32 protein-coding genes are annotated in these 25,745 nt (G+C 67.0%); 15 read left to right on the top strand and 17 right to left on the bottom strand.

The genetic code is table 11. The features are described from left to right. Window positions 1–95: 95 nt before the first annotated feature. Window positions 96–1,616 carry a GGDEF domain-containing protein gene (locus tag K9B35_RS20310; RefSeq protein WP_224923195.1) on the bottom strand — a complete coding sequence of 507 codons (1,521 nt, stop codon included), beginning with the start codon at window positions 1,614–1,616 and terminating at the stop codon, window positions 96–98. A 226-nt stretch (window positions 1,617–1,842) separates the two neighbouring features. Here K9B35_RS20310 and infC point away from each other — a divergent pair, with 226 nt between their 5' ends. Genes infC through K9B35_RS17100 form a run of 3 tightly spaced genes read left to right on the top strand, consistent with a single transcriptional unit; the run spans window position 1,843 to window position 3,712 of the window. Beyond that, window positions 1,843–2,376 (top strand): translation initiation factor IF-3, encoded by a 534-nt coding sequence (gene infC / locus K9B35_RS17110; RefSeq protein WP_224923194.1) that lies wholly within the window; start codon window positions 1,843–1,845, stop codon window positions 2,374–2,376. Next, window positions 2,373–3,236, top strand: a complete 864-nt coding sequence (locus tag K9B35_RS17105) for a family 16 glycosylhydrolase (protein ID WP_224923193.1) — start codon at window positions 2,373–2,375, stop codon at window positions 3,234–3,236. The genes infC and K9B35_RS17105 overlap by 4 nt, the downstream gene beginning before the upstream one ends. Before the next feature lie 11 nt (window positions 3,237–3,247). Further along, entirely contained in the window at window positions 3,248–3,712 is a 465-nt protein-coding gene (locus K9B35_RS17100; RefSeq protein ID WP_224923192.1) for a hypothetical protein, read from the top strand. Between the two features lie 209 nt (window positions 3,713–3,921). On the opposite strand, the gene K9B35_RS17095 is transcribed toward K9B35_RS17100, so the two are convergent. The 4 genes from K9B35_RS17095 to K9B35_RS17080 all read right to left on the bottom strand — a co-directional run bounded on the left by K9B35_RS17095 (window position 3,922) and on the right by K9B35_RS17080 (window position 7,756). Next, on the bottom strand, window positions 3,922–4,137 hold the full coding sequence (locus tag K9B35_RS17095) for a hypothetical protein (RefSeq protein ID WP_224923191.1): 216 nt from the start codon (window positions 4,135–4,137) through the stop codon (window positions 3,922–3,924). Then, entirely contained in the window at window positions 4,134–4,517 is a 384-nt protein-coding gene (locus tag K9B35_RS17090) for a VOC family protein (protein ID WP_224923190.1), read from the bottom strand. The genes K9B35_RS17095 and K9B35_RS17090 overlap by 4 nt, the downstream gene beginning before the upstream one ends. A gap of 58 nt (window positions 4,518–4,575) precedes the next feature. Beyond that, window positions 4,576–4,950: a hypothetical protein gene (locus tag K9B35_RS17085; RefSeq protein ID WP_224923189.1), complete on the bottom strand. Its 375-nt coding sequence runs from the start codon at window positions 4,948–4,950 to the stop codon at window positions 4,576–4,578. Window positions 4,951–5,017: 67 nt separating this feature from the next. Continuing rightward, entirely contained in the window at window positions 5,018–7,756 is a 2,739-nt protein-coding gene (locus K9B35_RS17080; RefSeq protein ID WP_224923188.1) for a [protein-PII] uridylyltransferase, read from the bottom strand. An 88-nt stretch (window positions 7,757–7,844) separates the two neighbouring features. On the opposite strand from K9B35_RS17080, the gene K9B35_RS17075 reads away from it, so the two are divergent. Next, window positions 7,845–8,291: a hypothetical protein gene (locus K9B35_RS17075; protein ID WP_224923187.1), complete on the top strand. Its 447-nt coding sequence runs from the start codon at window positions 7,845–7,847 to the stop codon at window positions 8,289–8,291. Between the two features lie 22 nt (window positions 8,292–8,313). On the opposite strand, the gene K9B35_RS17070 is transcribed toward K9B35_RS17075, so the two are convergent. The 5 genes from K9B35_RS17070 to K9B35_RS17050 all read right to left on the bottom strand — a co-directional run bounded on the left by K9B35_RS17070 (window position 8,314) and on the right by K9B35_RS17050 (window position 11,345). Next, the gene (locus K9B35_RS17070; protein WP_224923186.1) at window positions 8,314–8,589 is read right to left on the bottom strand and encodes a CopG family ribbon-helix-helix protein; all 276 of its coding nucleotides are present in this window, start codon (window positions 8,587–8,589) and stop codon (window positions 8,314–8,316) included. A gap of 61 nt (window positions 8,590–8,650) precedes the next feature. Further along, window positions 8,651–9,199 (bottom strand): nucleotide exchange factor GrpE, encoded by a 549-nt coding sequence (gene grpE / locus K9B35_RS17065; protein ID WP_224923185.1) that lies wholly within the window; start codon window positions 9,197–9,199, stop codon window positions 8,651–8,653. A gap of 24 nt (window positions 9,200–9,223) precedes the next feature. Further along, on the bottom strand, window positions 9,224–10,267 hold the full coding sequence (hrcA, locus tag K9B35_RS17060; protein WP_224923184.1) for a heat-inducible transcriptional repressor HrcA: 1,044 nt from the start codon (window positions 10,265–10,267) through the stop codon (window positions 9,224–9,226). Window positions 10,268–10,272: 5 nt separating this feature from the next. Beyond that, window positions 10,273–10,842, bottom strand: coding sequence for a hypothetical protein (locus K9B35_RS17055; RefSeq protein WP_224923183.1), 570 nt, complete (start codon window positions 10,840–10,842; stop codon window positions 10,273–10,275). Then, entirely contained in the window at window positions 10,839–11,345 is a 507-nt protein-coding gene (locus K9B35_RS17050; RefSeq protein WP_224923182.1) for a DUF6438 domain-containing protein, read from the bottom strand. Before K9B35_RS17050 ends, K9B35_RS17055 begins: the two co-directional genes overlap by 4 nt. A gap of 89 nt (window positions 11,346–11,434) precedes the next feature. Here K9B35_RS17050 and rph point away from each other — a divergent pair, with 89 nt between their 5' ends. Genes rph through K9B35_RS17035 form a run of 3 tightly spaced genes read left to right on the top strand, consistent with a single transcriptional unit; the run spans window position 11,435 to window position 13,488 of the window. Then, window positions 11,435–12,151 (top strand): ribonuclease PH, encoded by a 717-nt coding sequence (gene rph / locus K9B35_RS17045; protein ID WP_224923181.1) that lies wholly within the window; start codon window positions 11,435–11,437, stop codon window positions 12,149–12,151. Then, a complete protein-coding gene (gene rdgB, locus K9B35_RS17040; protein ID WP_224923180.1) occupies window positions 12,148–12,816 on the top strand; it encodes an RdgB/HAM1 family non-canonical purine NTP pyrophosphatase in 669 nt (222 codons plus the stop codon). The genes rph and rdgB overlap by 4 nt, the downstream gene beginning before the upstream one ends. Window positions 12,817–12,834: 18 nt before the next feature. Next, window positions 12,835–13,488: a hypothetical protein gene (locus K9B35_RS17035; RefSeq protein WP_224923179.1), complete on the top strand. Its 654-nt coding sequence runs from the start codon at window positions 12,835–12,837 to the stop codon at window positions 13,486–13,488. Between the two features lie 120 nt (window positions 13,489–13,608). Here K9B35_RS17035 and K9B35_RS17030 read toward each other — a convergent pair whose 3' ends face one another. Next, window positions 13,609–14,175 carry a CAP domain-containing protein gene (locus tag K9B35_RS17030; protein WP_224923178.1) on the bottom strand — a complete coding sequence of 189 codons (567 nt, stop codon included), beginning with the start codon at window positions 14,173–14,175 and terminating at the stop codon, window positions 13,609–13,611. Between the two features lie 39 nt (window positions 14,176–14,214). Between K9B35_RS17030 and hemW the strand changes: the two genes are divergently transcribed. Then, window positions 14,215–15,354 (top strand): radical SAM family heme chaperone HemW, encoded by a 1,140-nt coding sequence (gene hemW, locus K9B35_RS17025; RefSeq protein ID WP_224923177.1) that lies wholly within the window; start codon window positions 14,215–14,217, stop codon window positions 15,352–15,354. Window positions 15,355–15,526: 172 nt separating this feature from the next. On the opposite strand, the gene K9B35_RS17020 is transcribed toward hemW, so the two are convergent. After that, window positions 15,527–16,693: a penicillin-binding protein activator gene (locus K9B35_RS17020; protein WP_224923176.1), complete on the bottom strand. Its 1,167-nt coding sequence runs from the start codon at window positions 16,691–16,693 to the stop codon at window positions 15,527–15,529. A gap of 44 nt (window positions 16,694–16,737) precedes the next feature. Between K9B35_RS17020 and rsmI the strand changes: the two genes are divergently transcribed. From rsmI to K9B35_RS17000, 4 genes are all read left to right on the top strand, one after another. Then, window positions 16,738–17,574 (top strand): 16S rRNA (cytidine(1402)-2'-O)-methyltransferase, encoded by an 837-nt coding sequence (rsmI, locus tag K9B35_RS17015; protein WP_224923175.1) that lies wholly within the window; start codon window positions 16,738–16,740, stop codon window positions 17,572–17,574. A 28-nt stretch (window positions 17,575–17,602) separates the two neighbouring features. Beyond that, window positions 17,603–17,959 carry a YraN family protein gene (locus tag K9B35_RS17010; protein ID WP_224923174.1) on the top strand — a complete coding sequence of 119 codons (357 nt, stop codon included), beginning with the start codon at window positions 17,603–17,605 and terminating at the stop codon, window positions 17,957–17,959. A 64-nt stretch (window positions 17,960–18,023) separates the two neighbouring features. Beyond that, window positions 18,024–18,980: a glutathione synthase gene (gene gshB / locus K9B35_RS17005; protein ID WP_224923227.1), complete on the top strand. Its 957-nt coding sequence runs from the start codon at window positions 18,024–18,026 to the stop codon at window positions 18,978–18,980. Window positions 18,981–19,013: 33 nt separating this feature from the next. Beyond that, window positions 19,014–19,616 (top strand): DedA family protein, encoded by a 603-nt coding sequence (locus tag K9B35_RS17000; protein ID WP_224923173.1) that lies wholly within the window; start codon window positions 19,014–19,016, stop codon window positions 19,614–19,616. Between the two features lie 102 nt (window positions 19,617–19,718). On the opposite strand, the gene gloB is transcribed toward K9B35_RS17000, so the two are convergent. From gloB to K9B35_RS16980, 4 genes are read right to left on the bottom strand one after another with little or no spacing between them, the layout of a single operon-like run. Continuing rightward, window positions 19,719–20,450, bottom strand: coding sequence for a hydroxyacylglutathione hydrolase (gene gloB / locus K9B35_RS16995; RefSeq protein WP_224923172.1), 732 nt, complete (start codon window positions 20,448–20,450; stop codon window positions 19,719–19,721). Further along, complete coding sequence (locus K9B35_RS16990; protein ID WP_224923171.1) at window positions 20,450–20,914, bottom strand: VOC family protein; 465 nt, start codon at window positions 20,912–20,914, stop codon at window positions 20,450–20,452. Before K9B35_RS16990 ends, gloB begins: the two co-directional genes overlap by 1 nt. Before the next feature lie 53 nt (window positions 20,915–20,967). Beyond that, window positions 20,968–21,714, bottom strand: coding sequence for a hypothetical protein (locus tag K9B35_RS16985; protein WP_224923170.1), 747 nt, complete (start codon window positions 21,712–21,714; stop codon window positions 20,968–20,970). Further along, entirely contained in the window at window positions 21,711–22,433 is a 723-nt protein-coding gene (locus K9B35_RS16980) for an alpha/beta fold hydrolase (RefSeq protein WP_224923169.1), read from the bottom strand. Before K9B35_RS16980 ends, K9B35_RS16985 begins: the two co-directional genes overlap by 4 nt. A gap of 264 nt (window positions 22,434–22,697) precedes the next feature. On the opposite strand from K9B35_RS16980, the gene K9B35_RS16975 reads away from it, so the two are divergent. Continuing rightward, a complete protein-coding gene (locus K9B35_RS16975) occupies window positions 22,698–23,591 on the top strand; it encodes a tyrosine recombinase XerC (RefSeq protein ID WP_224923168.1) in 894 nt (297 codons plus the stop codon). 62 nt (window positions 23,592–23,653) lie between these two features. Beyond that, entirely contained in the window at window positions 23,654–24,235 is a 582-nt protein-coding gene (locus tag K9B35_RS16970; RefSeq protein WP_224923167.1) for a superoxide dismutase family protein, read from the top strand. A gap of 9 nt (window positions 24,236–24,244) precedes the next feature. Here K9B35_RS16970 and thpR read toward each other — a convergent pair whose 3' ends face one another. Continuing rightward, window positions 24,245–24,784, bottom strand: coding sequence for an RNA 2',3'-cyclic phosphodiesterase (gene thpR, locus K9B35_RS16965; RefSeq protein WP_224923166.1), 540 nt, complete (start codon window positions 24,782–24,784; stop codon window positions 24,245–24,247). Window positions 24,785–24,914: 130 nt separating this feature from the next. Between thpR and K9B35_RS16960 the strand changes: the two genes are divergently transcribed. After that, window positions 24,915–25,664, top strand: coding sequence for a Bax inhibitor-1/YccA family protein (locus K9B35_RS16960; protein WP_224923165.1), 750 nt, complete (start codon window positions 24,915–24,917; stop codon window positions 25,662–25,664). Window positions 25,665–25,745 lie beyond the last annotated feature (81 nt).

Raw genomic sequence — 25,745 nt, 5'->3', positions numbered from 1 at the left:
TCCCCCACCCGGCCACCCAACGACAGTGTATTCTATGGGTGGCCGGGTGGGGGAGCGGGCCGGTGCCGGTTCAGCGCAAGCTGAAAACGCGCCAGTTACCCCGCCGCGGCGAGCGGCCAGGCGGCGGTTTCGACGCGGTTGCGGCCGCGAGCCTTGGCGCGGGCGAGCGCATCATCGACGCGGGCGAGCAGCGCGCGGGTGGTGCGGTCGCCCGGCGCGGCGGCCGCAACCGCCACGCCGATGCTGACGGTGACGATGCCGTGGGTTGATGCCGGGTGCGCGATGGCTTCGTCGGCAATGGCGAGGCGCAGCCGTTCGGCGAGCTTCATCGCGCCGTGCAATGAGGCGGTGCGGGCGAGGACGACGAACTCGGCCCCGCCATAGCGCGCGATCAGGTCGTCCGGACCGAGTTCGGCCTGGAGCAGCCAGCTGCACCGCTGAAGGCACTGGTCGCCCGCTGCACTGCCTGCGACTTCGTTGAACGCCTTGAACGCGTCGAGATCGATCATCAGCAGCGCAAAGGGCTGGTGCTGCGCGCGCATCGCCGACCATGCGTCGGTCAGTTCCGCATCGAAGGCGCGGCGGTTGGCGATGCCGGTGAGGTGATCGCGCTCGGCGAGGCGGCTCATCGTGTCGTGCGCGGTTTCGACCGCGTCGAGCGTGGTGACATAGCGCACCTCGATCATCAGCGAGCGCACCGCGTGCAGCCCGATGACGCAGGCGCCGAGGATCAGGCCGGCGAGCGGGGTGCGGGTGGCGATCACCAGCGCCATCGCGAGCATCGCGGCGGTCAACAGGCTGGGCGCGACGCGGCGGATCGATTCGGCGATGACGTTGCGCTGGCGGGCGGCGAACCCGTGCTCGCCCAGCCCGGCATCGCGCGCGGGACGCAACGTGGCCAGAACGAACAGGATGAACGGCAGATCGGCTGGCCACCAGTAAGGCGAGGAATCGGGAATGGCGCTGCCATTGGCGAGGTAATAGCCGTTGAGGGCGATGCTGATGGCAACGCTGCCGACCCACAGCAAGGCGACATGGCCGATGAAGCGCCGGTCGGCCCGGGTCGGCTGCACCGCCCAGGCGATCAGCGCGAACAGCGCGGGTGCGAGCTTGAGCCAGACATTATAGCCATAGGCCGTCATGAACCCGAGCGCGTAGCTGTCGGCACGCGCGCTCACCATGCCGGGAAACAGCAGGGCGGAGGCGATCAGCACGAACAACGCCGCGCGCGCCATGTCGACATGCCGGAACGGGGCCGCGCTGGTCGCCGGATTATGGGCCAGCAGCAGGAACAGCGGCGCCATGCGCGCCATTTCAAGCAGCGTGTCGAACGCCGCGTGACTCGTTGCGAGCGGCGTATCGCGCGGGATCAGCGGATAGACGATGTAGGAGGCGAGCCACAGCAGCAGCGCCAGCGCCAGCGCAACCCAGCGAAACGTGCGCGCGGGTTCCCTGCGCGCGGCATCGATGCAGCGGACGATGGCGATGACCATGAATGCGCCGGTGCCGACCACGAACACGAGCGACCATTGTGGCACGACCAGCGACAGCAGCATGTGCAGCGCGGCGGCGGCGGCCAATGCGACATGCCAGCCGCGTGTCTGGATTCCTGTCACCGCCCGTCGCCGCCCCCGTTTCGCAGGCGTTTCTATCGCGGATCGCGCGCGATTCGATATCGCTATTTGCACCGTCTCGAAGTTACCGTGCGCCATGCTGGCACGCCGCGCAGGGCGGTGCCGCGCCCAGATTCCCGCGCGCTGCTGCATCACCTTTCCTCCGGTCGCTTTTGCGCCTATATGTCCGCTCTATTTAGCAACAGGAGAAGCATCCATCCGTCCTCCCATGTCCCGGCGCGGCTTCGCGCCCCCGGTGCCGACCGGCCCGCGCCACAATGAATTCATCGTTTCCCCCAAGGTTCGCGTGATCGACCATGAGGGTGAGAATCTGGGCGTGATGCTCACGCGCGAAGCGATGGAACAGGCGCAGGCGCTGGGCCTCGACCTGGTCGAGGTGTCGCCGAACGCGGATCCGCCCGTCGCCAAGTATCTCGACGTCGGCAAGTTCAAGTACGAGGCGCAGAAAAAGGCGAACCTCGCCCGCAAGTCGCAGAAGACGCAGGAGATCAAGGAGATCAAGATGCGTCCGAACATCGACGACCATGACTATGAGACCAAGATGAAGGCGGTCCATAAGTTCATCGGCGAGGGCGACAAGGTGAAGATCACGCTGCGTTTCCGCGGCCGTGAGCTGAGCCATGGCCAGCTGGGCATGAACCTGCTGCGCCGCGTTCAGGAGGACAGCGCCGAGGTGGCGAAGGTCGAAAGCTATCCGCGCATGGAAGGCCGGCAGATGCTGATGGTGCTGTCGCCCAAATGAAGATGGCGATGCTGTGCGCCGCGCTGCTGGCGCTGGGAAGTGTTCCGGTCGCCGCGCAGGTGGTGCACAGCCCGCCGATCACTGCCGGGACGGACGAGCCGCTCGTCCGTCCGGCGGATGCCAAGCTGGTCTGGTCGGACGAGTTCGAGACCGACGGCATGCCCGATCCGAAGCGTTGGGCCTATGATACCGCCCGCAATAAGCTCGGCTGGCACAACGAGGAAAAGCAGTATTACGCCGAGGCGCGGCCCGAAAATGTTCGGGTCGCGGGTGGGCGGCTGATCATCACGGCGACGCAGGAGCGACTGGCGGACAAGCCCGATCATGGTGGGCAGGATTATGCCTCGACCAAGCTGTTCACCAAGGGGATCGCGGACTGGCGCTACGGCTTTTTCGAGATTCGCGCCAAGCTGCCATGCGGGCGCGGCATCTGGCCGGCGATCTGGATGCTGGCATCGGACGACAGCAAGGGCTGGCCGGCGATGGGCGAGATCGACATCATGGAGCATGTCGGCTGGGACAATGGTCGCGTCCATGGCACGGTGCACACCGGCGCGTACAACCATGTTTCCAACACGCAAAAGGGATCGAATGTCGTCATCCCCGATGTGTGCGAGGCGTTCCACACCTATCAGCTCGACTGGAATGCGGACCGCATCCTGATCGGGATCGACGGCCGCGCGCATATGCGGTTCGAGAATGACAAAAAGGGTGATCCGCAGACCTGGCCGTTCGGGACGCCCGAATATCTGATCCTGAACGTCGCGGTCGGCGGCTGGGGCGGACAGAAGGGGATCGACCCCAAGGCGTTCCCGGCGGCGATGGAAGTCGATTATGTGCGGGTGTGGCAGCGGGATTGAGGGGGGCGATGATGCGGTTGAGCAGCCGATTGCGCGGTCTCCTTTCGAGAGCCGCCCATGTTATTGCCGCCATGCTGTTGGGCGCTTACGCGCTCGCCAAATTTCTTGAATGGTCCGATCCCACGTTCAGACACGCATTGGACGGGATTGAAGCGGCAACCGCTCTTCCATGTTTCCTCTTCACCGTCGTCGGTAGCGCGTTGGACCCTACGCCGAGGCCGAGGAGCAAATGGAGCGGGCGGCTAAATCCGGATTATAGCGGGTCGGTTGCCCTTGCTGTGATAGGGCTTTCGGCTGCGCTGATCCTGTGGCGGGTGCAGATTGGCGATCAGGGCCTGACCATGCCGATCGTGATCGTTGTTGTTACGATCATTGGGACGGTCGCTGCATGGCGCTTTGCCAAGGTGAGGGGAGCGGAGATCGGCGAAGCACGATTCACGCAGCCCAGTGAGCTGAGTTCGTCGCCCCGGGCCTGACCCGGGGCTGGGCTTTTCTTGCGGCGTCGGAAGAAGAAGCCTTGGCCCGGCTCAAGGCCGGGCTGACGATGGGAGTGTGTTCAATCCTCCCCCGCCAGGGGGAGGTGTCAGCGGAGCTGACGGATGGGGAGGAAGTACGACCTTCGAGATCACTCCCGTCCTCCCCCTCCGTCGCCTACGGCGCCACCTCCCCCTGGCGGGGGAGGATTCTAGTCTCCGCCGCCGCCGTCTCCGCCGCCGTCTCCGCCGCCATCCCCGCCCGAGTCGCTATCGGTACGGTCGCGGTCGCCGGTGTCGCTGGCATAGGTGGTGCCGCCGTCACCGCTATCCTTTTTGCGTTTGGCATCCTTCGCCGCCTTCATCGAGATGAACGCAGGGATCAGCGCGATCGCGACCGCGCCAAGGGCGATCCAGATGGCGGTCATACCGGCGGCTCCCACAGTTCGATCGCGTTGCCTTCGGGATCGTGGATGCGGGCGAATTTGCCGGTTTCGGGGGAGTCCCATTCGGGCTTGGTGATGATGTCGATGCCCGCCGCGTTGAGCTGTTCGAGCATCCCTTCAAGGTCGCGGACGCGCAGGTTGATCATGAATTGCTTGTCGGCGGCGAAATAGTCGGTTGCCTGTTTGAACGGGGCGAACACCATCGGGCCGCCTTGCGTATGCCAGGTCCATTCGTTGACCTCGCCGCCGCTATCCTCGGCAACGCAGCCTGCGCCGATGCCGAGATGTTCGCGATACCATGCGGTGAGTGCGTCCGGGTCCTGCGCCCGAAAGAACAGCCCGCCCATGCCGAGTACACCCATTGCCTGCTCCTCGCGGTTGGAGGGCCAGTTTAGGCGTTCCCGGCGCGGCTGGCCAGTGTCAGCGCTGGCGCACTTCGGTCACGCGCCAGTCGCCTTCGATCTGGCAGACCGTGCCATTGACCGTGCCCTGGGCGAAGGGGTGGCAGCTGTGGCCGGACTTGTCGGTAAAGCGCGCGCCGATGCTGGGGTTGCCCTCGCGGGTGGCGAGCGAGGGATCGTTCAGAACCTGATGCAGCCGACTGCTCGCCACCAGCTTGCTGCCATCGACCACGACCGGGGAGCCGGGTTCAGCCCAGATGCTGAGCGTGATGAAAACGCCGAACGCGAGCACTGCCAGCGCGGCTGCGCCCCGGACCCAGCGGTTGCGAAAGGTGCCGCGCCACCCCGCGCGGACGGGGACTTCTGATGTGACGTCGAGTGCGTGGCTGCGCATGAAGGGTGTCCGAATCTGAGTGTATTGTCGGACTAACTCACCCTGTGGCGCGGCGCAACCCTGTCGTTCACGCCGCGCTGGCAAACTCGCCCTGGCCCGAGGTTGCGTCGAGCAGGCGGCGTTCGAGCGACTTGAGGCGCAGCACGGCGTTGATCTTGTCCCCGGTCAGGTCGGTTACGTAGAAGGTATCGACCGCGCGTTCGCCATAAGTGGCGACGTGCGCGCTGTGGATCGTCACCTTGGACTGGAACAGCGCGTAGGCGAGGTGATGGAGCAAAGCCGGGCGGTCGCGCGCCTGTACCTCGATCACGGTGAAGCGGTTCGACGCCTTGTTGTCGATCAGCACGTTCGGCTCGATCGTGAAGGCGTCGGCGCGCAGGCGGAGCGGCTTGGCGGCGAGGCGTTCGGTGAGCTTGGCGCGGTTGGCCAGCGCCTCGGCAATGCCGGTTTCGATGCGGGCGAGCTGGCCGGGATCGTCGAACGGGCGGCCGAGCGGGTCCTGAACCAGGAAATTGTCGAGCGCCATGCCGTCGCGCGTGGTGTGGATGCGCGCGTCGATGATGTTGCCGCCCGCCGCATGGATCGCGCCGGCGATGCGGTAGAACAGGCCGGCATGGTCGGCGGCATAGACAGTGACGAGCGTTGCGCCGCGATCGGGATAAACCGTCGCTTCGACCGACAGCTGCGCATCGCCAGTGCGCGCGATGAAGCGGGCGTTGCGTTCGATCACATCCTCGGGCTCGGCCACCCAATAGGGGTCGGCGAGGCGGCGGACGAAATCGCCGACATCGCCGCCGAGGGTATCGCTTAGCGCCGCCTGTTTCGCGGCGATCCGTTCGCCGCGCCCCTTTTGCTTGTGGCCGAGGCGCAGCACTTCCTCGGCGCTGTCGAAGAGGTTGGTGAGCAGCTGGCGCTTCCACCCGTTCCACACGCCGGGGCCGACCGCGCGGATATCGACCACGGTGAGGATCAGCAGCATCATCAGCCGCTGGGGAGATTGCACGACGGCGGTGAAGTCGAGGATCGTCTTGAAGTCGCTCAGGTCGCGCTTGAACGCGGTGGCGGACATCAGCAGGTGATAGCGGACCAGCCACGATACCGTCTCGGTCTCCGCCGCGCTGAGGCCGAAGCGCGGACAGAGCTTGAGCGCGATTTCCGCGCCGATGACGCTATGGTCGCCGCCACGGCCCTTGGCGATGTCGTGCAGCAGCACCGAGACATAGAGCGCGCGGCGTGAGGCGACCTGATCGAGGATGCCGCTGGCGAGCGGGTGATCCTCCTTGAGGTCGCCCTTTTCGATGCGGTTGAGCAGGCCGACGGCGCGGATCGTGTGTTCGTCCACCGTGAAGTGGTGGTACATGTCGAACTGCATCTGCGCGACGACGCGGCCAAAGTCCGGCACGAACTGGCCGAACACCCCAGCCTCGTTCATCCAGCGCAGCACGGTTTCGGGATCGCGCGGGGACGTCAGCACGTCCATGAACAGCGCATTGGCGCGCGGGTCGTCGCGCCAGTCGGCGATCAGCTTGGCGTCGCGATTGGCGGCGCGCATCGCGAGCGGATGGACTTCGAGCTTGTGCAGGTCGGCGAGCTGGAACAGCTCGACCAGCCGCACCGGGTCTTCGCGGAAGAAATCGTCGCGGGGGAGCGCGAGGCGGCCGCGATCGAGCACGAAGCCCTTGAGCTTGCGGGGGCTGCGGCGGATGCGGGGGAGGCCGAAGCGGCTGCCGCGTGCCGCAAACTTCTCGTCCAGATGCGCGAGGAAGACGCCTGTGAGGTCGCCGACCATCTTCGCCTGAAGGAAGTAGAAGTGCATGAAGCGCTCGACCTTCGACTTGCCCGGACGGTCGGCGTAGCGCATCCGCTCGGCGATCTCGCGCTGATAGTCGAAGGTCAGGCGGTCCTCGCCGCGCCCGGCGAGGTTGTGGAGGTGGCAGCGCACCGCCCACAGGAAATTCTCGGCGCGGCGGAACTGGCGATATTCGAGTTTGGTGAGCAGGCCGACCTCGACCAGATCGGCGGGTTCGCGCACGCCATGGGCGTATTTGCCGATCCAGAACAAGGTGTGGAGGTCGCGCAGGCCGCCCTTGCCCTCCTTGATGTTCGGTTCGACGACATAGCGGCTGTCGCCCATCTTGCGGTGGCGCTCGTCACGCTCGACGAGCTTTTGCGCGATGAAGTCGCGCGCGCTGCCATTCTGGATCTCGGCCTTGAAGCGCGCCGCGGCCTCGTCATAGAGCGTGGTGTCGCCCCAGATATAGCGGGCCTCGAGCAGCGCGGTGCGGACGGTGATGTCGCCGCGTGCCTCGCGCACCATCTCGTCGAGCGAGCGCGAGCTGTGGCCGACCTTCAGTCCCATGTCCCATAGCGAATAGAGCATCGATTCGATGACCTGCTCGCTCCACCCGGTCTGCTTCCAGGGCGTGATGAAGCCAATATCGACATCGCTGTGCGGCGCCATCTCGCCCCGGCCATAGCCGCCGACCGCGATCAGCGTCATGCGTTCGGACGCGGTCGGGTTGCTGTTGGGGTAGAGCCGCGCGAGGGTGAAGTCCCACAGGGTGCGCAGCAGTTGGTCCATCAGGAACGCGCCGCTCGCCGCGCTATCATGCCCCTTGGCCGGGTGGTCGATCAGGCGGCGGGCGATTTCGGCGCGGCCCTCTTCGAGCGCCTGTTTGAGCCGCAGCGCGGCGGCCTGACGCAGCCGCATCGTATCGGGCGCATCGAGCGCGGCAAGATCGTCCGCCAGCGCCCGCCGGTCGACGATCGCGCGGCGGTGATGGATGGAGTCAAAGCGGCCGGACATGAGGGGGAGATAGGGGAGATGTTGGGCGGGCGCTACTGGTGAGACGCGAATGGTTGGCTCGTGGCGCTGGCTATCCTACGCTTGGTGCATGACCGCTGGTTTTCTGCACTTTGACCCAGAGACGGATACGATCCGTTTGAACGGGTCCGCCACAGTGATGCTGACATTGCTGATGAAGGCGAAATTTGGCGAGCGCTTCGATCCCGAAACCCTGTTTCACAGGCCGCTCGCAGATCTCATCCGACAGCTGGATGGAGCATCGAACCTGCCACCAAGGCAGAGCGGCGACTGCTTCACGCGCGATGATTTGGCGTGCATCGCCCGAGAGGTGTTCGCGGAAAGCTCGCGGAGCGGCTGGTGGTCGATGAGCGCACAGCAGCGGATTGCATACCTGCAAGTTGCGGCTGCCCCTTGGAATTTATCCAACGAACAGATCGAGATGGTGCGGCAGGATGTCGACGATCTGCTGTTTCGCTCGCGCCAGATCGTTGCTGCTGCGGAGGACGGCGCCGGAGTTGCGGCAGGCCCGGCATAGGCTGCCCGACCAGACACGGGCGTTATCTACCGGAGCGGGGCAGTGGCAAGGGGGTGGCGGTTCCAAGGCTCTCGGCCCAAGCGAGCATCGCCGCGTGGCTGATCGTGTTGCCCGCATCGACTTCGGCCACAGCCTCAAGCGTCATCTGATGCCGCTCTTCTTCGACATCGACCCAGGCGGAGAGCGCCTGTTGCATGACCCATTCGCTCGACCGGTCGAGCCGGCCAGCGACGAGATCGACCTTGTCGGCGAGTTCGACCGGCACATGGGCGGTCAATTCTCTGGTCTGAGCACCCATCAGCACCTCCAGCCGGTCCGACCAATCTAGTCGAACCGGCGCGAGGCACAAGGCGTGGCGATCAATCCGGCTTCTTGGCCACACCCACCAGTGCGGGGCGGAGCAGGCGGTCGCGGATCATGTAGCCGGACTGGATTTCCTGCACGATCGTGCCGGGTTCAGCGTCGGCGCTGGGCATTTCCATCATCGCCTGGTGGCGATTGGGGTCGAGTGCTTCGCCGAGCGCGCTGATCTTTGAGATGCCGTGGCGGGCGAAGACGCTGTCGAGCTCGCGCCCGGTCGCTTCGAGGCCGATGATCAGCCCCTTCATCTTGTCGTCTTCGCGCAGCTCTTCCGGAATCGCGGCGAGCGCGCGGCCGAGATTGTCGGCGACCGACAGGATGTCGCGGGCAAAGCCGGTGGCGGCATAGTTGCGTGCGTCTTCCGCTTCCTTCTGCGCGCGGCGCAGCAGGTTCTGGGCCTCGGCGCGGGCGTAGAGGGTTGCGGACTTGGCTTCGGCGAGTTCCGCCTCGAGCGCGGCGACGCGGTCCTGTTCGGCCACTTCGGGGGCGGCCTCGGCGGTTTCCTGACGGAGGTCGTCGGGCGCTTCGGTCTTGCTTTCTTCGGTCATGGTTCCTGCGTGTTTTCTTATGGTTCAGGCCAGCAATCTGGCCAGGGTTGATGCCGTGAAATCCACCATGGGCACGACGCGGGCATAGTTCAACCGCGTCGGGCCGATAACCCCCACCACGCCGACGACGCGACCATCGAGCGCGCGCACCGGCTTGGCGATCACCGACGAGCCGGAAAGGGCGAACAGCTTGTTCTCGCTGCCGATGAAGATCCGCGTCGCCTCACCCTCGCGCGCGCTGTCGAGCAGGCGGGCGATTTCTTCCTTGCCCTCCAGCTCGTCGAGCAGGCGGCCGACCCGGTCGAGATCCTCGGCGGCGGCGCTGTCGAGCAGGCGCGCCTGACCGCGCACGATCAGGACGGGGCGGTCGTCGCCGTCCTGCGACCACACCGCAAGGCCCCGTTCGACCAGCGCGCGTGCGGCGTCGTCGAGGGCGGCGCGTTCGCTCGCGATCTGATGCGTCAGGCGGGCGCGGGCCTGGGCGAGGGTGAGGCCGCCCAAAGTGGCGGTGAGATAGTTGGCGGCCTGTTCGAGCGCGCCGGGGGGCAGACCGGGGGGCAGGTCGACGACGCGGTTCTCGACCGATCCGTCCTCACCCACCAGCACCGCGAGCGCGCGGTCGTTGCCCAATGGGACGAAACCGAACTGGCGTAGTACCCGCTCCGCCTTGGGCACCAGCACCATGCCGGCGCAGGCCGAGAGGCCGGAGAGCGCGGCGGTGGTGGAGGCGAGCGCCTCCTCGACCGGGCCGCGTGTCGCGGCGCGCGATTCGATTGCGGCGCGCTCCTCGGCGGACGGTTCGTTCGCCTGCATCATGCCATCGACGAACAGGCGCAGGCCGAGATCGGTCGGCATCCGCCCCGCGCTGGTATGCGGCGCGGCGAGCAGGCCGAGCTCCTCGAGATCCTGCATCACGTTGCGGATCGAGGCGGGGGAGAGGTTGAGGCCCGGCGCGCGTGAGATCGTGCGCGAGCCGACTGGCTGCCCGACGTCGAGATATGATTCGACCACGACGCGGAAGATGTCGCGGGCGCGGTCGGTCAGCTCGGTGATCGGCGGGGTGGTCATGCGTTCTATTTAGGCTGGCTTTGCGGATGGCCCAACAGCGAAGGCAACATCCCTTCCAACAGAAAATTCTGCGCGCGCAACACACCCTCTGCCCATTGATCGTCCTGCAGCGTGACTTGGACTCCAGACCAGAGAATGTCGCCGTCGTCGCGGTGCCAGTGAACGATCGAGGTTTCGACGAACCGGCAATGATCGCAACCGCGCCGATGGGTGCCGTCGAACTCGACCGGAGCCGACACGTTTGAAGTCGGCCTTAGATGCTCGACGAGTAGCTGTGTCTTCCGGAAGGCATAAGGCGACATGCGAAAACTGCGGACTTCCCGCCGACCGTCACGATAGAACACCATATCGCCGGTGCCATCGTGATTGATCGAAATCTGATAGGTTTTGCAGACATCGAAGTGCGTGCAGGACGTATTCGCAATTTCAATTCGACGATCGCGTAGCTTATCCGGCGGGATCATCGGCCCCTCGTCGGTGCCCAGAGCGAACGGTTCCGGGATTGCTACGCACCCGGTGGTGAGCATGGCGAGCATTGCGACCGTTAGCCGCGCCGACGCCACGCGCGCGCTCACGGCCGCTCGCCGATCAGCGGGGCGAGCGCGGGGATAAGGTCGGGGGCGTTGCCGATGGCGTCGGCCATGGCGCGGTTGGCCTCCATGTCGCAGCCGAAATAATAGGAGAGGCTGCTCTTGCCCGCCGGGCCGGTCCAGCTGATTTCGGCGCTGGGCATGTCGGTCGCGGCGCGTTCGCAGCCCTTCTCGCCGGGGACGGTGCGGCGGCTGGTGCCGGGCTTGGGGCGGTAGGGGGCGAGTGCGGCGGCGAACCCGTCGAACTGGGCGCGGGTGAGCTTGAACGTCTTGGTGCCGCCGGTCTGGGTGAAGCGCTTGCCTTCGAAGCTGCCATCGCCATTCGCCTGGACGGTGAAGGCATAGACCGGACAGGCGCCGAAACAGGGACCGGTGCTGTAGCTGATCTGCGTCACTGCGGCGGCGGGTGTCGGCGCTTCCAGGCCGGGCGTGCGTGCGCAGCCTGCCATCGCCAGTCCCAGCACCATGATCAATCCAAGCCGTTTCATGTCGTTTCTCCGACGGGGCGAAGCGTCAGACTGGCGCGTTCGTTTCATCGCGTCTAGTTCGGCGGCCAGACCAATCAGGAGAATACCCTATGCGCCCCAGCGGCCGCGCCCCCGATCAGATGCGTGCGATCAGCATCGAGCCGAACTTCACCATCCATGCCGAAGGATCGGTGCTGGTGAGCTTTGGCAATACCAAGGTGCTGGTGACCGCGAGCGTCGAGGAGCGGTTGCCGCCATGGCTGCGCGGCAAGGGTGAGGGCTGGGTGACCGCCGAGTATGGCATGCTGCCCCGCGCGACGCATACCCGCGGCAATCGCGAGGCGGCGAAGGGCAAGCAGTCGGGGCGGACGCAGGAGATCCAGCGGTTGATTGGGCGTTCGCTGCGCTCGGTGACCGACCTCAAGCTGCTCGGCGAGCGGCAGATCACGCTCGATTGCGACGTGATCCAGGCCGATGGCGGGACGCGGACGGCGGCGATCAGTGGCGCATGGGTCGCGCTGCGTCTCGCGGTCGACAAGTTGATGGCGGAGGGCAAGCTGACCACCGATCCGATCGTGCAGCAGGTCGCGGCGGTGTCGTGCGGTATTTATCAGGGCACGCCGGTGCTCGACCTCGATTATGATGAGGACAGCGCGGCGGATGCGGATGCGAACTTCGTGCTGCTGGCCGACGGCAAGATCGCCGAGGCGCAGGCGACCGCCGAGGGCGCGACCTATGACGAGGAAGGGCTGTTGCGCCTGCTGCGGCTGGCGCGGATCGGGTGCACCGACATTTTTGCGGCGCAGCTGAAGGCGGCGGGACGATGAGCGGCGAGGGCCGGGAGCCGCAGGCGATCCGCAAGCTGGTTCCCGGCAAGCTGGTCATCGCCAGCCATAATGAGGGCAAGGTGCGCGAGATCCGCGAGCTGCTCGCCCCCTTTGGGATCGAGCCGATCAGTGCGGCCTCGCTCGACCTGCCTGAGCCGGAAGAGACGGGCACGACCTTCGTCGCCAATGCCGAGCTGAAGGCGATGCAGGCGGCGGACCTGTCGGGCCTGCCCGCGCTGGCCGATGATAGCGGGCTGTGCGTCGATGCGCTGAGCGGTGAGCCGGGGATTTTCTCGGCGCGCTGGGGGCTGCCCGATCCGGGCATTCCCGCGCTGGCCCCCGAGGAGGGGGAGGGCCGCGATTTCGACCGCGCGATGCGGCGGGTCAACACGCTGCTCGAGGCGCTGCCCGAGGGCACGTCGCGCGCGGCGCATTTCGTGTGCGCGCTGGCACTCGCCTGGCCCGACGGGCATGTCGAATGGTTCGAGGGTCGGATCGATGGCACGCTGATCTGGCCGCCGCGTGGCGACCGTGGCTTTGGCTATGACCCGATGTTCGTGCCCGAGGGGCATGACCGCAGCTTTGGCGAGATGAACCCGGCGGCGAAGCACGCGATGAGCCATCGCGCCGACGCTTTCAGTCAGCTGGTCGCAGCAGTGTTCTAAACTGGTTAGGGTGGGCGAATGGCGACCTTTGTCCACCTGACCAGTCACCGCAATCTGCCCGGCATCCGGCGCGGCGGGATCGGATTCGTCAAGACGGACGGATGGCGGCCCGACCGCATCTATGCGCTGCCGGTGACGCGCGAGTTCAACATTGCGCATCAATGGCTGCGCGAGTTGCGGCGGATGGGCGGCGGGACGATCGCGGGGGTCTATTTCCGCATTCCCGATGACGAGATGGTCGAGGTGTCGCATTTCAACGGCACCCCGGTGGCGATGCGCGCGGCGGAGGCGGTGGCGCTGATGCTCGCCGCCGAGCAGCGCGATCCGGTCGCGGCGCGGGTGGCGGACAAGGCGTCGAAGGCGGTGCTGCGCGGGCGCGCGCTGCCATCCTCGCCCGAGGGGTTTCAGGTGACGATCGCGCGGCCGATCGCGCGGAGCGAAATCCTGCGCTTCAAGATGCTGCCGCAGGTGACCGGTTGGCGGTATATGCCGGGGGCCAATGGGACGCCGCCCTGCGGGTGCGTCTGCTGCCTCAAGGGGAGTTTCGGCATTCGCAAACTGGAGCGGCGGCTGGAGGCGGATGAGGCGGCGGGGCGGACGTCGAAGTTCCAGCTGTTCGGGCGGGAGGAAGCTTCGTTTGCGCGGGTGGAGCGGTTGCGGCGCGACCAATGAACTTTGTCACCCCGGACTTGTTCCGGGGTCCACCGCGCCACTAGACCCGACGCTCAAGCTTGGAGCGGTGCGCTTGCCGCACAGTGGACCCCGGCACGGTGGCCGGGGTGACGATTTGGGTCAGGGCAACGCCACCTGCCCCATCACATTGCCTGCGGGGGAGTAGCGGCAGACCAGTACGTCCTCGCGCGCGTTGCTCGCCAGCGCGCAGCCCACGCGGGTGGTGCGTGACCAGATGATCTGGGCATAGTGGCCGGCGTCGACGAAGCGGCCGGTGGCGCTGATGTTGGGGATCGGCCGGTTGAGATAGTCGCGTTTCTCCGCGACCCAATGGCCGGCCATCTCTTCATAGCGATAGGCACTGCGCGTGCCTTTCCAGAGATTTTCGCCCTGTGCGGCGGCGCCGCGCGGTTGCTTGGCGTGTTCGAACTTGCCGCTGCGGGCGAGGACGCGGGCGTAGCTGGCGGCGTCGCGGGCGAGGGTCTCGTCCCAGGTCAGCGGCGGCACCTTCACTGCGGCGCGCGCGGCGTTGTGGGCGTCGAGCATCGCGGTGCGCAGGCGTTCGGCACCGCGCGGGGCGGGCGTCATCGACTCGCGGCGCTCGACGAACTCCTTGGGTGCTTCGGTCTTGGGCGCTTCGCTCTGCGGCGAGCAGGCGGCGAGGATCAGGAGGGGGAGCAGCAGCATCTTTCGGAAATTCCTGATCCGGCGCATAGCGCGCGCCAGATGAACGTTGCCCAACCGAACGATGCCGAGCCGCTGGCGCTCTACGTCCACTGGCCGTTCTGCGTGTCCAAATGTCCCTATTGCGATTTCAACAGCCATGTCCGCGAGGTGGTGGACCAGGACGCGTGGCGCAAGGCGCTGCTCGCGGACCTCGCTTATGAGGCAGCGTTGCTGCCCGGTAGGCGGCTGGGGTCGATCTTTTTCGGGGGCGGCACCCCGTCGCTGATGCCGCCCGAAACGGTGGCGGCGGTGATCGATGCGGCGGTGGCGGCGTGGACGCCGCAGGGCGATCTGGAAGTGACGCTGGAAGCCAACCCGTCATCGGTCGAGGCGGCGCGGTTCGCCGATCTGGCGGCGGCGGGGGTCAATCGCGTGTCGCTGGGGCTGCAGGCGCTGGACGATGAAGCGCTGGCGTTTCTGGGGCGGGCGCATGGGGTGGCCGAGGGGCTGGGGGCGCTGGCGACGGCGCAGCGGCATTTCGGGCGGGTGAGCTTTGATTTGATCTATGCGCGGCCGGGGCAGTCGGTGGCGGCGTGGGAGGCGGAGCTCGCACGGGCGCTGGCCTTCGGGACCGAGCATCTGTCGCTGTATCAGCTGACGATCGAGCCGGGGACGCGCTTTGCGACGCTGGCGGCGAAAGGCGATCTGGTTATTCCGGATGCCGATGCGGCGGCGGATTTGTGGGATGTGACGCAGGCGCTGACCGGCGCTGCGGGCTTGCCGCTGTACGAGGTGTCGAACCATGCGCGGCGCGGGGCGGAAAGCCGGCATAACCTGAGCTACTGGCGCTACACCGATTATGCCGGGGTCGGGCCGGGGGCGCATGGGCGGCGCGGCGGATACGCGACGGTGCGGCACAAGAAGCCGGAGAACTGGATCGGCGCTGTGACCCGCAACGGGCATGGCGCGCAGGAGGAGACGGCGCTGACCCCCGCCGAGCGCGCGACCGAGGCGCTGGTGATGGGGCTAAGGCTGGCCGAGGGGGTTGATCTGGCGCGGATCGGGGCGGGGTTTGTTGACCTGGCGGCGGTGGAGCGGCTTGCGACGCATGGGTTGATCGTGCGCGAGGGGGAGCGGCTGCGGGTTACCGATGCGGGGATGCCGGTGCTGGAGGGGATCTTGCGCGAGGTGGTTCTTTAGGTTCCTCCCCCAGCTTGCTGGGGGAGGTGGCATTGCGCAGCAATGACGGAGGGGCCGCCCCGGAGAGGGCGGAATTTGCCGAGCTGTTCACGGCCGTCTGCGCGGCCGCCCCTCCACCACCGGCTTCGCCGGCGGTCCCCCTCCCCTGAGACAAGCTCAGGGGAGGAATTGGTTACCGCCCGAAGCCTTGCGGGGCTGGCGACACCGTGACGGTCGTGCCGCCGCGAATCTCCTGCACCTCCAGCGCGCGTTCGGCGACGCCGTCGCGGCCGAAGCGGAAGGCGCCGTCGATGCCGCCAAAGCCGCCGGGATCGCCGAGGCGGTCGGTCGGGAAGGCGTCGCCCGGGCGCCAGTCGCGCGCGATGCGGACGGTGAGCAGCACCGAATCATAGCCGAGCGTGGACAGGCGATAGGGGGCGGCGCCGAAGCGGGCACGGTATTTACCGGCATAGGTGCGGTAGAGCGTGTCCGAGACGCTGGCGAACCAGCTGCCGGTCAGCGGGGTCATCCCGCCGACGCCCGAATCGCTGTTCCACAATTCGGTGCCGAGCACCTTGGCATTGCCATTGGCGCGGCGGATGGCGGGGATTGCGGTGACCGCGCCGGTCGCGCTGTCGGCGATCAGCACCGCCTGGAACGGCGAGCGGGCGAGGCGGGCGATCGCCGCGTTCATCGCGGGCGCGCCGCGGTTATAGGTTTCGAGCGCGGTGACCTTGCCGCCCGCGCCTTCGACTGCGCGGAGGAAGGCGGTGCTGGCGCGCTCGCCATACAGGCCGGTGGGCATCAGGCCGGCGAAGTCGGTCACGCCGCTGCGCCGCGCATAGTCGACCACGCGCTCGATCGACTGGGCCGGGGCATAGCCCATGACATAGGTGCCATTGCCGGCGACGCCGGTGTCGTTCGAGAAGGCGAGCACCGGAACCCCGGCGCGGCGTGCGAGCGGGGCGATGGCGCGGGCGTCTTCCGCCAGCAGCGGGCCAAGGATCAGCTTGTTGCCATCGGCGAGCGCACGGGTCGCCGCAGCGGTCGCGCCGAGCGCGGTGTCGTAGGTGGTGATGCGGACATTATCCGCCTTGAGATCGAGGATCGCAAGCTGGGTCGCGTTGGCGAGGCTGCGGCCGATCCCGGCATTGGTGCCCGACAGCGGCACGAGCAAAGCGACGCGATGCCGTTCGGTGTCGGCTTCGGGCAGGCCGGGGCGGACTGGGAGGGGCGTGGTGGGGCGGACCGGCCGGACTGGTTCGGGCCGGGTCGGCGCGGGCGGCGGGGCCGATGGGCGGACGCAGGCAGACAATGCAAGCGCGGCGCCGATGACGATTCCGCGAATGATCCTCGACATGCCCGGTTGGCGTTTATGTGCTGCCTCTGCCATGACGTTCCCCAATGACTTTTGTTCTCGAGCCCGGCCTCTACATCGTCGCGACGCCGATCGGCAATCTCGGCGATCTGTCTCCCCGTGCGTCTGAAATACTCCTGAACGCCGATGTGGTTGCGGTCGAGGACTCGCGTGTGACAGCGGGGCTGTTCCGGCACCTCGGGGCGAAGCGACCGATGACGCCGTATCACGACCATAATGCCGAGGCCGTGCGGCCGGGGCTGGTCGCGCGGATGGCGACTCAGGCGGTGGCGCTGGTGTCGGATGCGGGAACGCCTTTGATCTCTGATCCCGGATACAAGCTGGTGCGCGATGCGCGCGCGGCGGGGCATGCGGTGGTGACGATTCCCGGGCCATGCGCCGGGATCGCGGCGCTGACGCTGGCCGGGCTGCCGACCGATCGCTTCCTGTTCATGGGGTTTTTGCCGAGCAAGCAGCAGGCGCGCGCGGAAGCCATTGCCGAAGTGGCGGGGGTGCGCGCGACGCTGGTGTTCTACGAAAGCGGGCCGCGCCTGTCGGCGGCGCTGGCGGCGCTGGCCGAGGGGCTGGGGAATCGCGAGGCGGCGGTGGCGCGCGAGATCACCAAGAAGTTCGAGGAATGCGTGACGGGATCGCTGACCGAGCTGTCGGCGCGCTACGCCGAGGGCGGGCCGAAGGGCGAGATCGTCGTGGTGGTCGCTCCGCCCGGAGAGGCTGCCCCGGCGAGCGCGGAAGATGCCGATGCCGCGCTGGCCGAGGCGCTGACGCGACTGCCGGTATCGAAGGCGGCGGGCGAGGTGGCCAAGCGGCTGGGGCTGGACCGCAAGGCGCTTTACGCGCGGGCGATGGAGATGAAGGGTGGCTAGGCCCTCCCCTGAAGGGGAGGGGCTTTAGATGGCCCGCGACCGCCGCCTTGCCGAACAATCGGGCCGCGACGGGGAAACCCGCGCCGCCTGGTATCTGCGGTTGCGGGGGTGGCGGATTCTTGATCGGCGGGTGCGGACTCCGGCGGGGGAGGTCGATCTGGTCGCCAAGCGCGGCAAGCTGATCGCGTTTGTCGAGGTCAAGGCGCGCAAGACTGCGGCCGAGCTGGACTTTGCGATCGACGAGCGGCGGCTGGCGCGGGTCGCGGCGGCGGCGGAGGTCCTGATGCCGCGCTATGCGACGCATGGCGAGGATATCCGGGTGGACGTGCTGCTGCTCGCGCCCGGCGTGAGGCCGCGGCATATCGAGAATGCGTGGATCGGGTGAGCGGGGATCGGGTGACATTCGCCTCCCGTGTCCCTACCTCCGCGCGATGACACAGGAGGATCGCTTGCCGCTGACCGTCGCCGTCCAGATGGACCCGCTCGATTCGATCAATATCGCGGGCGATTCGACCTTCGCGCTGATGCTGTCGGCGCAGGCGCGCGGGCATCGGCTGTTCCATTATTCGCCCGAGGCGCTGAACTATGCCGATGGCCGGGTGTGGGCGAAGGCGCATCCGGTGACCGTGCAGCGCGTTGCGGGCAATCATTTCGAGTTCGGCGATCCGGTGTCGCTCGATCTGGGCGATGAAGCCGATGTCGTGCTGATGCGGCAGGATCCGCCGTTCGACCTTGGCTATATCACCGCGACGCATCTGCTCGAGCGGATCGCCGACCGGACTCTGGTGGTCAACGATCCCGCCAGCGTGCGCAATGCGCCGGAGAAGGTGTGGGTGCTCGATTTTGCGCGCTTCATGCCGCCGACGCTGATCACGCGCGACTATGATGAGGCCAAGGCGTTCCTCGCCAAGCACAAGGCGATCGTGGTCAAGCCGCTGCACGGCAATGGTGGCAAGGCGATTTTCAAGATCGACGCCGACGGCGCGAACCTGTCGTCGCTGATCGAGGTGTTCAACACTGCGTGGCGCGAGCCGCATATGGTGCAGGCGTTCCTTCCCGATGTGGCCAAGGGCGACAAGCGCATCGTGCTGGTCGATGGCGAGGTGGCGGGTGCGGTCAATCGCGTGCCGGGCGAGGGCGAGATCCGGTCGAACCTGGCGGTCGGCGGGACGGCGGCCAAGACCGAGCTGACGGCGAAGGAGGCGGAAATCTGTGCGGCGCTCGCGCCCGAGCTGAAGCGGCGCGGGCTGATCTTTGTCGGGATCGATGTGATCGGCGGCGAGTGGCTGACCGAGATCAACGTGACGTCGCCAACGGGCATCGTCGCGATCGACAAGTTCAACGGGACGGATACGGCCGCGATGATCTGGGATGCGATCGAGCGCCGCGTCGCTGCGCGCGCCTGATCCTTTGTCCTTCATCCGCGTTTGGCGTCTTTCATGACCGAATTCATCCTCAACCTGATCGCCTGGGGCGGCTATATCGGGATCTTCATCCTGATGACGCTCGAGAATGTGTTTCCGCCGATTCCGTCGGAGGTCATTATGGGCCTGGGCGGGATGGCGGTGGCGCGCGGCGACATGGACATGACCCCGTTGCTGATCGTGGCGACGCTGGGAACGACGCTGGGCAATGTGTTCTGGTATGGCGTCGGGCGCTGGATCGGGATCGCGCGGCTGAAGCCGTTCGTCGATCGCTATGGCCGCTGGCTGACGATGACCTGGGACGAGGTCGAGCAGCTTAACCGCTTCTTCAACCGCCATGGCCTGTGGGTCGTGTTCGTGTTCCGGTTCCTGCCGACCTTCCGCACGATGATCTCGCTGCCTGCGGGAATGGCGAAGATGGGGATGCCGCGCTTTTTGCTCGCGACGTTTGTGGGGAGCGCGATCTGGAATGCGGTGCTGGCCTATGCCGGGCTGTTGCTGGGGTCGCGGTTCGAGGAGCTGCAGGTCTATGTCGGGCCAGTCGCGATCGGGACGTCGGTGCTGGTGGTGGCGGTGTGGGCCTATCGTGTGGTGACCTGGAAGCGGCGGGTGCGTTAACCCCGACCACCGTTTGCCCTGAGCCTGTCGAAGGGCCAGCTACAACAGACATTTCGCTTGCGGCCCTTCGACAAGCTCAGGGCAAACGGAGCGAGGGCTGGTTCAGCCCCGGAAGCTGTCCTTGGCCGTGCGGCGTTCGGCGAGTTGCTCTGCTGACGCGGCGCGCATGAACGGGTTGGTCGCGCGTTCGAGCGCGATGGTGGTCGGGACGGTGGGCAGGCCTTGGGCGCGCAAGGCGTCCACCTGTTCCATCCGGTCGGCGAGCGCTTCATTGCCCGGCTCGGCGACTAGCGCGTAGCGGCCGTTCGACTGGGTATATTCGTGCGCGCAATAGACGGTCGTGTCGCCCGGTAGCGCGGCGAGCCGCTGCATGTTCGCGAACATCTGCGCCGCTGTCCCCTCGAACAGGCGGCCGCAGCCCATTGCGAACAGCGTGTCGCCGACGAAGACGAGTCTCCCCTCGGGCAGATGATAGGCGATATGGCCGGCGGTGTGCGCGGGGACGTCGATCACCTCTGCCTTGAACGCGCCCAGCGTCACCGTGTCGCCCTCCGCCACCAGTCGGTCGGCGGTGGGGATCTTCGCGGCTTCGGCGGCGGGGGCGATGATGGTGCAGCCGGTCGCGGCCTTGATCGCGGCGTTGCCGCCGGTGTGATCGGGATGCCAATGGGTGTTCCAGATCGCCGAGATCGTCCAGCCGCGCGCTGCGGCAGCCTCCAGCACCGGCTCTGCCACGGCGGGGTCGACGACGATCGTCTCTCCCGACGCGGCGTCATGCGCGAGCCAGATATAATTGTCGCTGAGCGCTGGGATGCGGACGACCTCGATTGCCATCACCAGACCCCGGTGTTCGGCATCGACGCCCAGGGTTCGGCGGGAGCAAGGTGGCCGTCCTGCAGCAGTTCGACCGAAATGCCGTCGGGCGAGCGGACGAAGGCCATATGGCCGTCGCGCGGGGGGCGGTTGATCGTCACGCCGGCGTCCATCAGCCGCTGGCAGGTTTCGTAGATATTCTCGACGCGATAGGCGAGATGGCCGAAATTGCGGCCGCCGGTATAGGTTTCGGCGGGGCTGCCATCTTCGGGCGGCCAGTTGTAGGTGAGTTCGACTTCCGCGCGCGGGCGGCCATCGGCTTCGGACGTGTCCGCCGCGATATCGCCAGGGGCGGCGAGGAAGATCAGCGTGAAGCGGCCCTTCTCGCTCTCCATCCGGCGGGTTTCCTGAAGGCCGAGCAGCTCGAAGAAGCGGATCGAGGCGTCCGGGTCGGTCACGCGGATCATGGTGTGGAGGTAGTGCATCGGGAGTCCCTGTCGCTGGTTTGGGCCAGAGATAGGGAAAAACGCCCCGGTTGCTATTCCTCAGTCGTAAATTGTTGGAGCGCGGCGCGGGCGGAGGCGCCGATCGGGCCATCGGGGGCGAGCTGAGCGGCGCGGGTCCAGCCGGTTTTGGCTGCCGCTTCGTCGCGTGCCACGGCGGCGATATTGCCGGCTTCGAGCTGGACCGAGGCGTCGTCGCCGGCCTTTTCCACGGCCTTTGCGATATGCTCGCGCGCCAGCGGGATGTTACCCGTGCGGCGGGCGAGGTTGGCGGAAAGCAGCCACGCCATCGGGTCTTTCGCCGCATGGACAAGCGCCTTGTCGAGGTCGCTGCGCGCTCCGGCAAGGTCGCCCGATGCGACGAGGGCGCGGGCGCGGTCGAGATGGGCTTCGCCGAGTTCGAGCCCCTCGAGCGTGCCGGTGGCGAGCGCGGCGTCGAGCACGGTGCGCGCCTTGGCTGCCTCCCCGGCGGCGAGCCAGGCATTGCCGGCCTGCGCCCAATACTTGGATGCGCGGCGATCGCGCGCGACTTCGGCCTCGCGCGCGGCGGTTTCGAATGCGCCGCCCGCACTGACCCAGCGCTGTTGCCGGGCATAGGCCATGCCGCGGCACTGCTCGGCGAGGAAGCGCCCGTCCGCCATGCGCCAGCGATTGGCTTCGGCGATGCCCGCTGCAGGATCGTCCACGGCGAGTTCGACGCAGCGTTCCCAGCGCTGCTCCTCGGGCGAGGGCGGGCCGACGGGGGTGGTCTGGGCTGCGGCGGCGAGAAGGAGGAGCATCATGATGTGGGGAGTAGGTCCTCAAGGGTGCGCAGGATCAGGGCGATGTCCTGCGGGCGCGACAGGCGGTGGTCGCCGTCCTTGACGAGAAGTGTCTGCACATCGTCTGAACGCAGCAGGCCGGCGAGCGTGACGCTGCGCGCCCATGGCACGTCGGGGTCGCGCTGGCCGTGGATCAGGCGCGCGGGCATGGGCAGGTCGATCGGTCCGTGCATCAGCCGGTTCGCCTCGCCCGAGGACCAGAAGGCGCGGGTGGTGACGGTCGGCTGTGGCGAATAGTCGGACGGCTGTTCGAGGCGGCCTTCGTTGAGCAACGTCATCTTCTGCGCCTGGGTAAAGCCCCAGTCGGTGAAGTCGGGGGCGGCGGCGATGCCGATCATGCCCGCGATCCGATCGGGCCGCGCCTTTGCCACCAGCAGCATGATCCACCCGCCCATCGAGGACCCGACGAGGATGACCGGTCCGTCGATCAGGCGGTCGATCAGCAACAGCACGTCGTCGCGCCAGCTTGCCAGCGTCTGATCCTCGAACGCGCCTTCGCTCTCGCCGCATCCGGCATAGTCGAAGCGCAGGAAGGCGCGGCCGTTGGCCTGCGCCCATGCCTCGATCGCGACCGCCTTGCTCCCGCTCATGTCGGAGGCATAGCCGGGGAGGAAGACGATCGTCGGCCCGGTGCCGGGGCTGTGGCGATAGGCGAGGCGGTGGCCGGCGGTGTTGATCATGGGAGGGGTCTTAGAGGGCATCGGCAAGTTTTGCGACCTTCACTCCCCTCCCTGAAAGGGAGGGGTTGGGGGTGGGTGCGCGCGTCGGCGCGCCGAACAGACTCAAACTGGCCGCGCAGCAAAACAGCGGCAATCGAGGCATCGAGCCTCGCTTGCCGCTAAACCCACCCCTAGCCCCTCCCTTTCAGGGAGGGGAATTGAAGGTCGATACAGCTTCGCCGATTGAACCATGACGCGCGTGTCCCGCGTGGCTAGGGTGACGCGATGGACGATCGCCCGCTTCCCCTTCTCTTCGGCGCGCATCTGGCGCGGGATCGGCGGCGGTCGGTGCATACGGTGCGGGCTTATGAGGCGAGCGCGGCGCGGTTGATTGCGTTTTTGTCGGGGCATTGGGGCGGGGCGGTCGATCGTGCGGCGCTGACCAAGGTGAGCGCTGCCGATCTGCGCGCCTATCTGGCGCATCGGCGCAATGATGGGATCGGCAATGCCAGCGCGGCGCGCGAGTTGTCGGCGGTGCGGGCGTTTCTGACCTTTGCGGGCGGTGAGGAGGCGGAGTTGCCCCGGCTGCGCGGGCCGCGCGTGCGCAAGGGCGTGCCGCGCCCGGTGTCGCCCGATGAGGCAGTGGCGCTGGCCGAGGAGGTGGCGGACGATGCGCGCGAGCCGTGGATCGGCGCGCGCGACCTGGCGGTGCTGCTGCTGCTTTATGGCGCGGGCCTGCGGATCGGTGAGGCGATGGCGCTGACCGGCGCGGCGCTGCCGCTGGGGGAGACGCTGCGGGTCACGGGCAAGCGCGACAAGACCCGGATCGTGCCGCTGTTGCCGCAGGTGCGCGCGGCGGTGGAGGAGTATGTGCGGCAATGCCCCTATGGCACCGCGCCCGGCGCAGCGTTGTTTCGCGGCGCGCGTGGCGGGCCGCTCGATCCGGCGCTGGTGCGGCGCGCGGTGCGGGCGGCGCGGGTGCGGCTGGGGCTACCCGAGCGGACCACGCCGCATGCGCTGCGCCACAGCTTTGCGACGCATCTGCTGGGGCGCGGGGCGGATCTGCGTGCGCTGCAGGAATTGCTGGGCCACGCCAGCCTGAGCTCGACGCAAATCTATACCGCGGTCGACGCGGCGCACCTGCTCGACGTCTATCGCAACGCCCATCCGCGCGCGTGAGTCCGGAACCCTTTCCCCGCTCGCCCATTGGGGTCGCGGGATAGCAGAACAGGAGAGACGAGATGATCCGGACCGGATGCGCGATTGCCGCGCTTGCACTGACCGCAGCGTGCGGCGGTGGCACCACCAATACGGCGGCGCCCGCCAATGACGCGATGATGATGGAGAATGTCGCGCTGCCGATCGAAAATGGCAGCGTCGCCAGCGAAAGCGCGACGGCAGCTTTGGCCATGGCGGACGGCAGCGCGGCGGGTAGCGCGGTTGCGACCGCGACTCCGGAAGGGCTGACCGTGACCGTTTCGGTGACCGGCATCACCCCGGGTGAGCATGGCGTGCATGTCCATATGACCGGCAAGTGCGACGCGCCCGCCTTCACCACTGCGGGCGGCCATTGGAACCCGGCCTCGACCCAGCACGGGCTCGACAATCCGCAGGGCGCGCATGCCGGTGACATGCCGAACTTGAATGTCGCTGATGACGGCACCGGGACGCTGAGCTTCACGCTGCGTTCGGGCACGATGGCGCAGCTGCTCGACGCCGACGGATCGGCGTTCGTGGTTCATGCGGGCAAGGATGATCAGAAGACCGACCCATCGGGCGATAGCGGCGACCGCGTTGCATGCGGCGTGTTCGCGGCGGGATGACCTAAGGCGTTACGAGCCGGTCAGCGCGTAGCGTTCGACCGGCTCGTAGCTGGCCCCGGCGCTGCCGAGATGGCTTTCGTAGAGCGTCATGTGCGCGATCGAAAAGTCCGCGCTGCTCAGCGCGGCGTGGCGGGCGAGGAAGCCGTCGACCGGGCCAGCCGATCCGGGAAGCCGCGCCAGGGTGATGTGCGGGACATAGGCGCGATGTTCGGGCTCAAGCCCCGCCCGGATCAGCGCCTGATCGACCTTTTTGTGCAGGATTGCGAGTGGTTCGCGCGGCGCGACCCCGGCCCACAGCGCGTTGGGCCTGCCGCGTGTGTCGAACATCCCACAGCCCGACAGGCGCAGCGCGGGCAGGTCGAATCGGATGCTGGTCAGCGCGGCGGCGACATCGTCGGCGGTGCGCGAATCGACCTCGCCGATATAGCGCAGGGTCAAATGAAGCTGGTCATCGTCCTGCCAGCGGGCGCCATCGACCCCGTCCATCAGGTCGATGAGCAGGTCACGAATCGCGGCTGGAGGCCGCAGGGCGACGAACAAACGGTGCATGCGGAGCGCGTTAACCCACTTCGTCAGAGTCGGCGATTCCGGTTTTCCTTGAATCTGGCTCTACAAAGCATGATATTCGGTAACATCCGGGCGGCCGATATCCAGAGACCGCCGGGCAAAGGAGTTTGAGATGGCTAACTGGTCTGACCCCCACACGACCGCCGCGCCGTACGCGACGGCCGCAGGTACGCGGGATAGCGCCGCGTATGATGCGGGGCTGCGGTCCTACATGCTTTCGGTTTACAACTATATGGCGTCGGGCGTGCTGCTCAGCGGCATCGTCGCACTGATGTTCAGCTGGGGCGGTCGCGAATCGATCGCCTATTCGGTGTTTTCCAGCGGCGGGCCGCTGGTCTGGCTGATCATCCTGTCGCCGCTGGCGATCGTGCTGGCGATGAGCTTTGGGCAGAACAAGTTTTCGACGCCCGCTCTGCAGGGGATGTTCTGGAGCTTCACGGTCCTGATGGGCCTTTCGCTCTCGACCCTGCTGCTGCGTTACACCGGGACGTCGGTCGCGCAGGCGTTCTTCGCCGCCGCAGCCGGTTTCGCGGGTCTGAGCCTGTACGGCTACACGACCAAGAAGGACCTGTCCGGCATGGGCAGCTTCCTGATCGTCGGCCTGATCGGCATCATCGTTGCGTCGGTGATCAACATCTTCACCCAGTCGAGCACCCTGTCGCTGATCATCAGCATCGCGGGCGTGCTGATCTTCGCGGGTCTGACGGCGTATGACACGCAGCGGATCAAGAGCATGTATCAGTATGTCGCCGGCACCGACATGATCGGCAAGGCAGTGATCATGAGCGCGCTGACGCTGTATCTGGACTTCATCAACATGTTCCAGTTCATCCTCAGCCTCATCGGCACCTCGCGCGACTGATCGCTGCGTCAGGACTGATTTGCGGAAGGGCCCGGCCAGCAATGGTCGGGCCTTTCTGCGTTTCGGGAGCGGAACGCAGTT

Origin of the sequence: Sphingomonas sp. R647, from assembly GCF_020177055.1 — a bacterium.
In the GTDB taxonomy this organism is placed as follows: Bacteria; Pseudomonadota; Alphaproteobacteria; order Sphingomonadales; family Sphingomonadaceae; genus Sphingomonas.
This window is presented reverse-complemented; position numbering and strand designations above follow the sequence as displayed.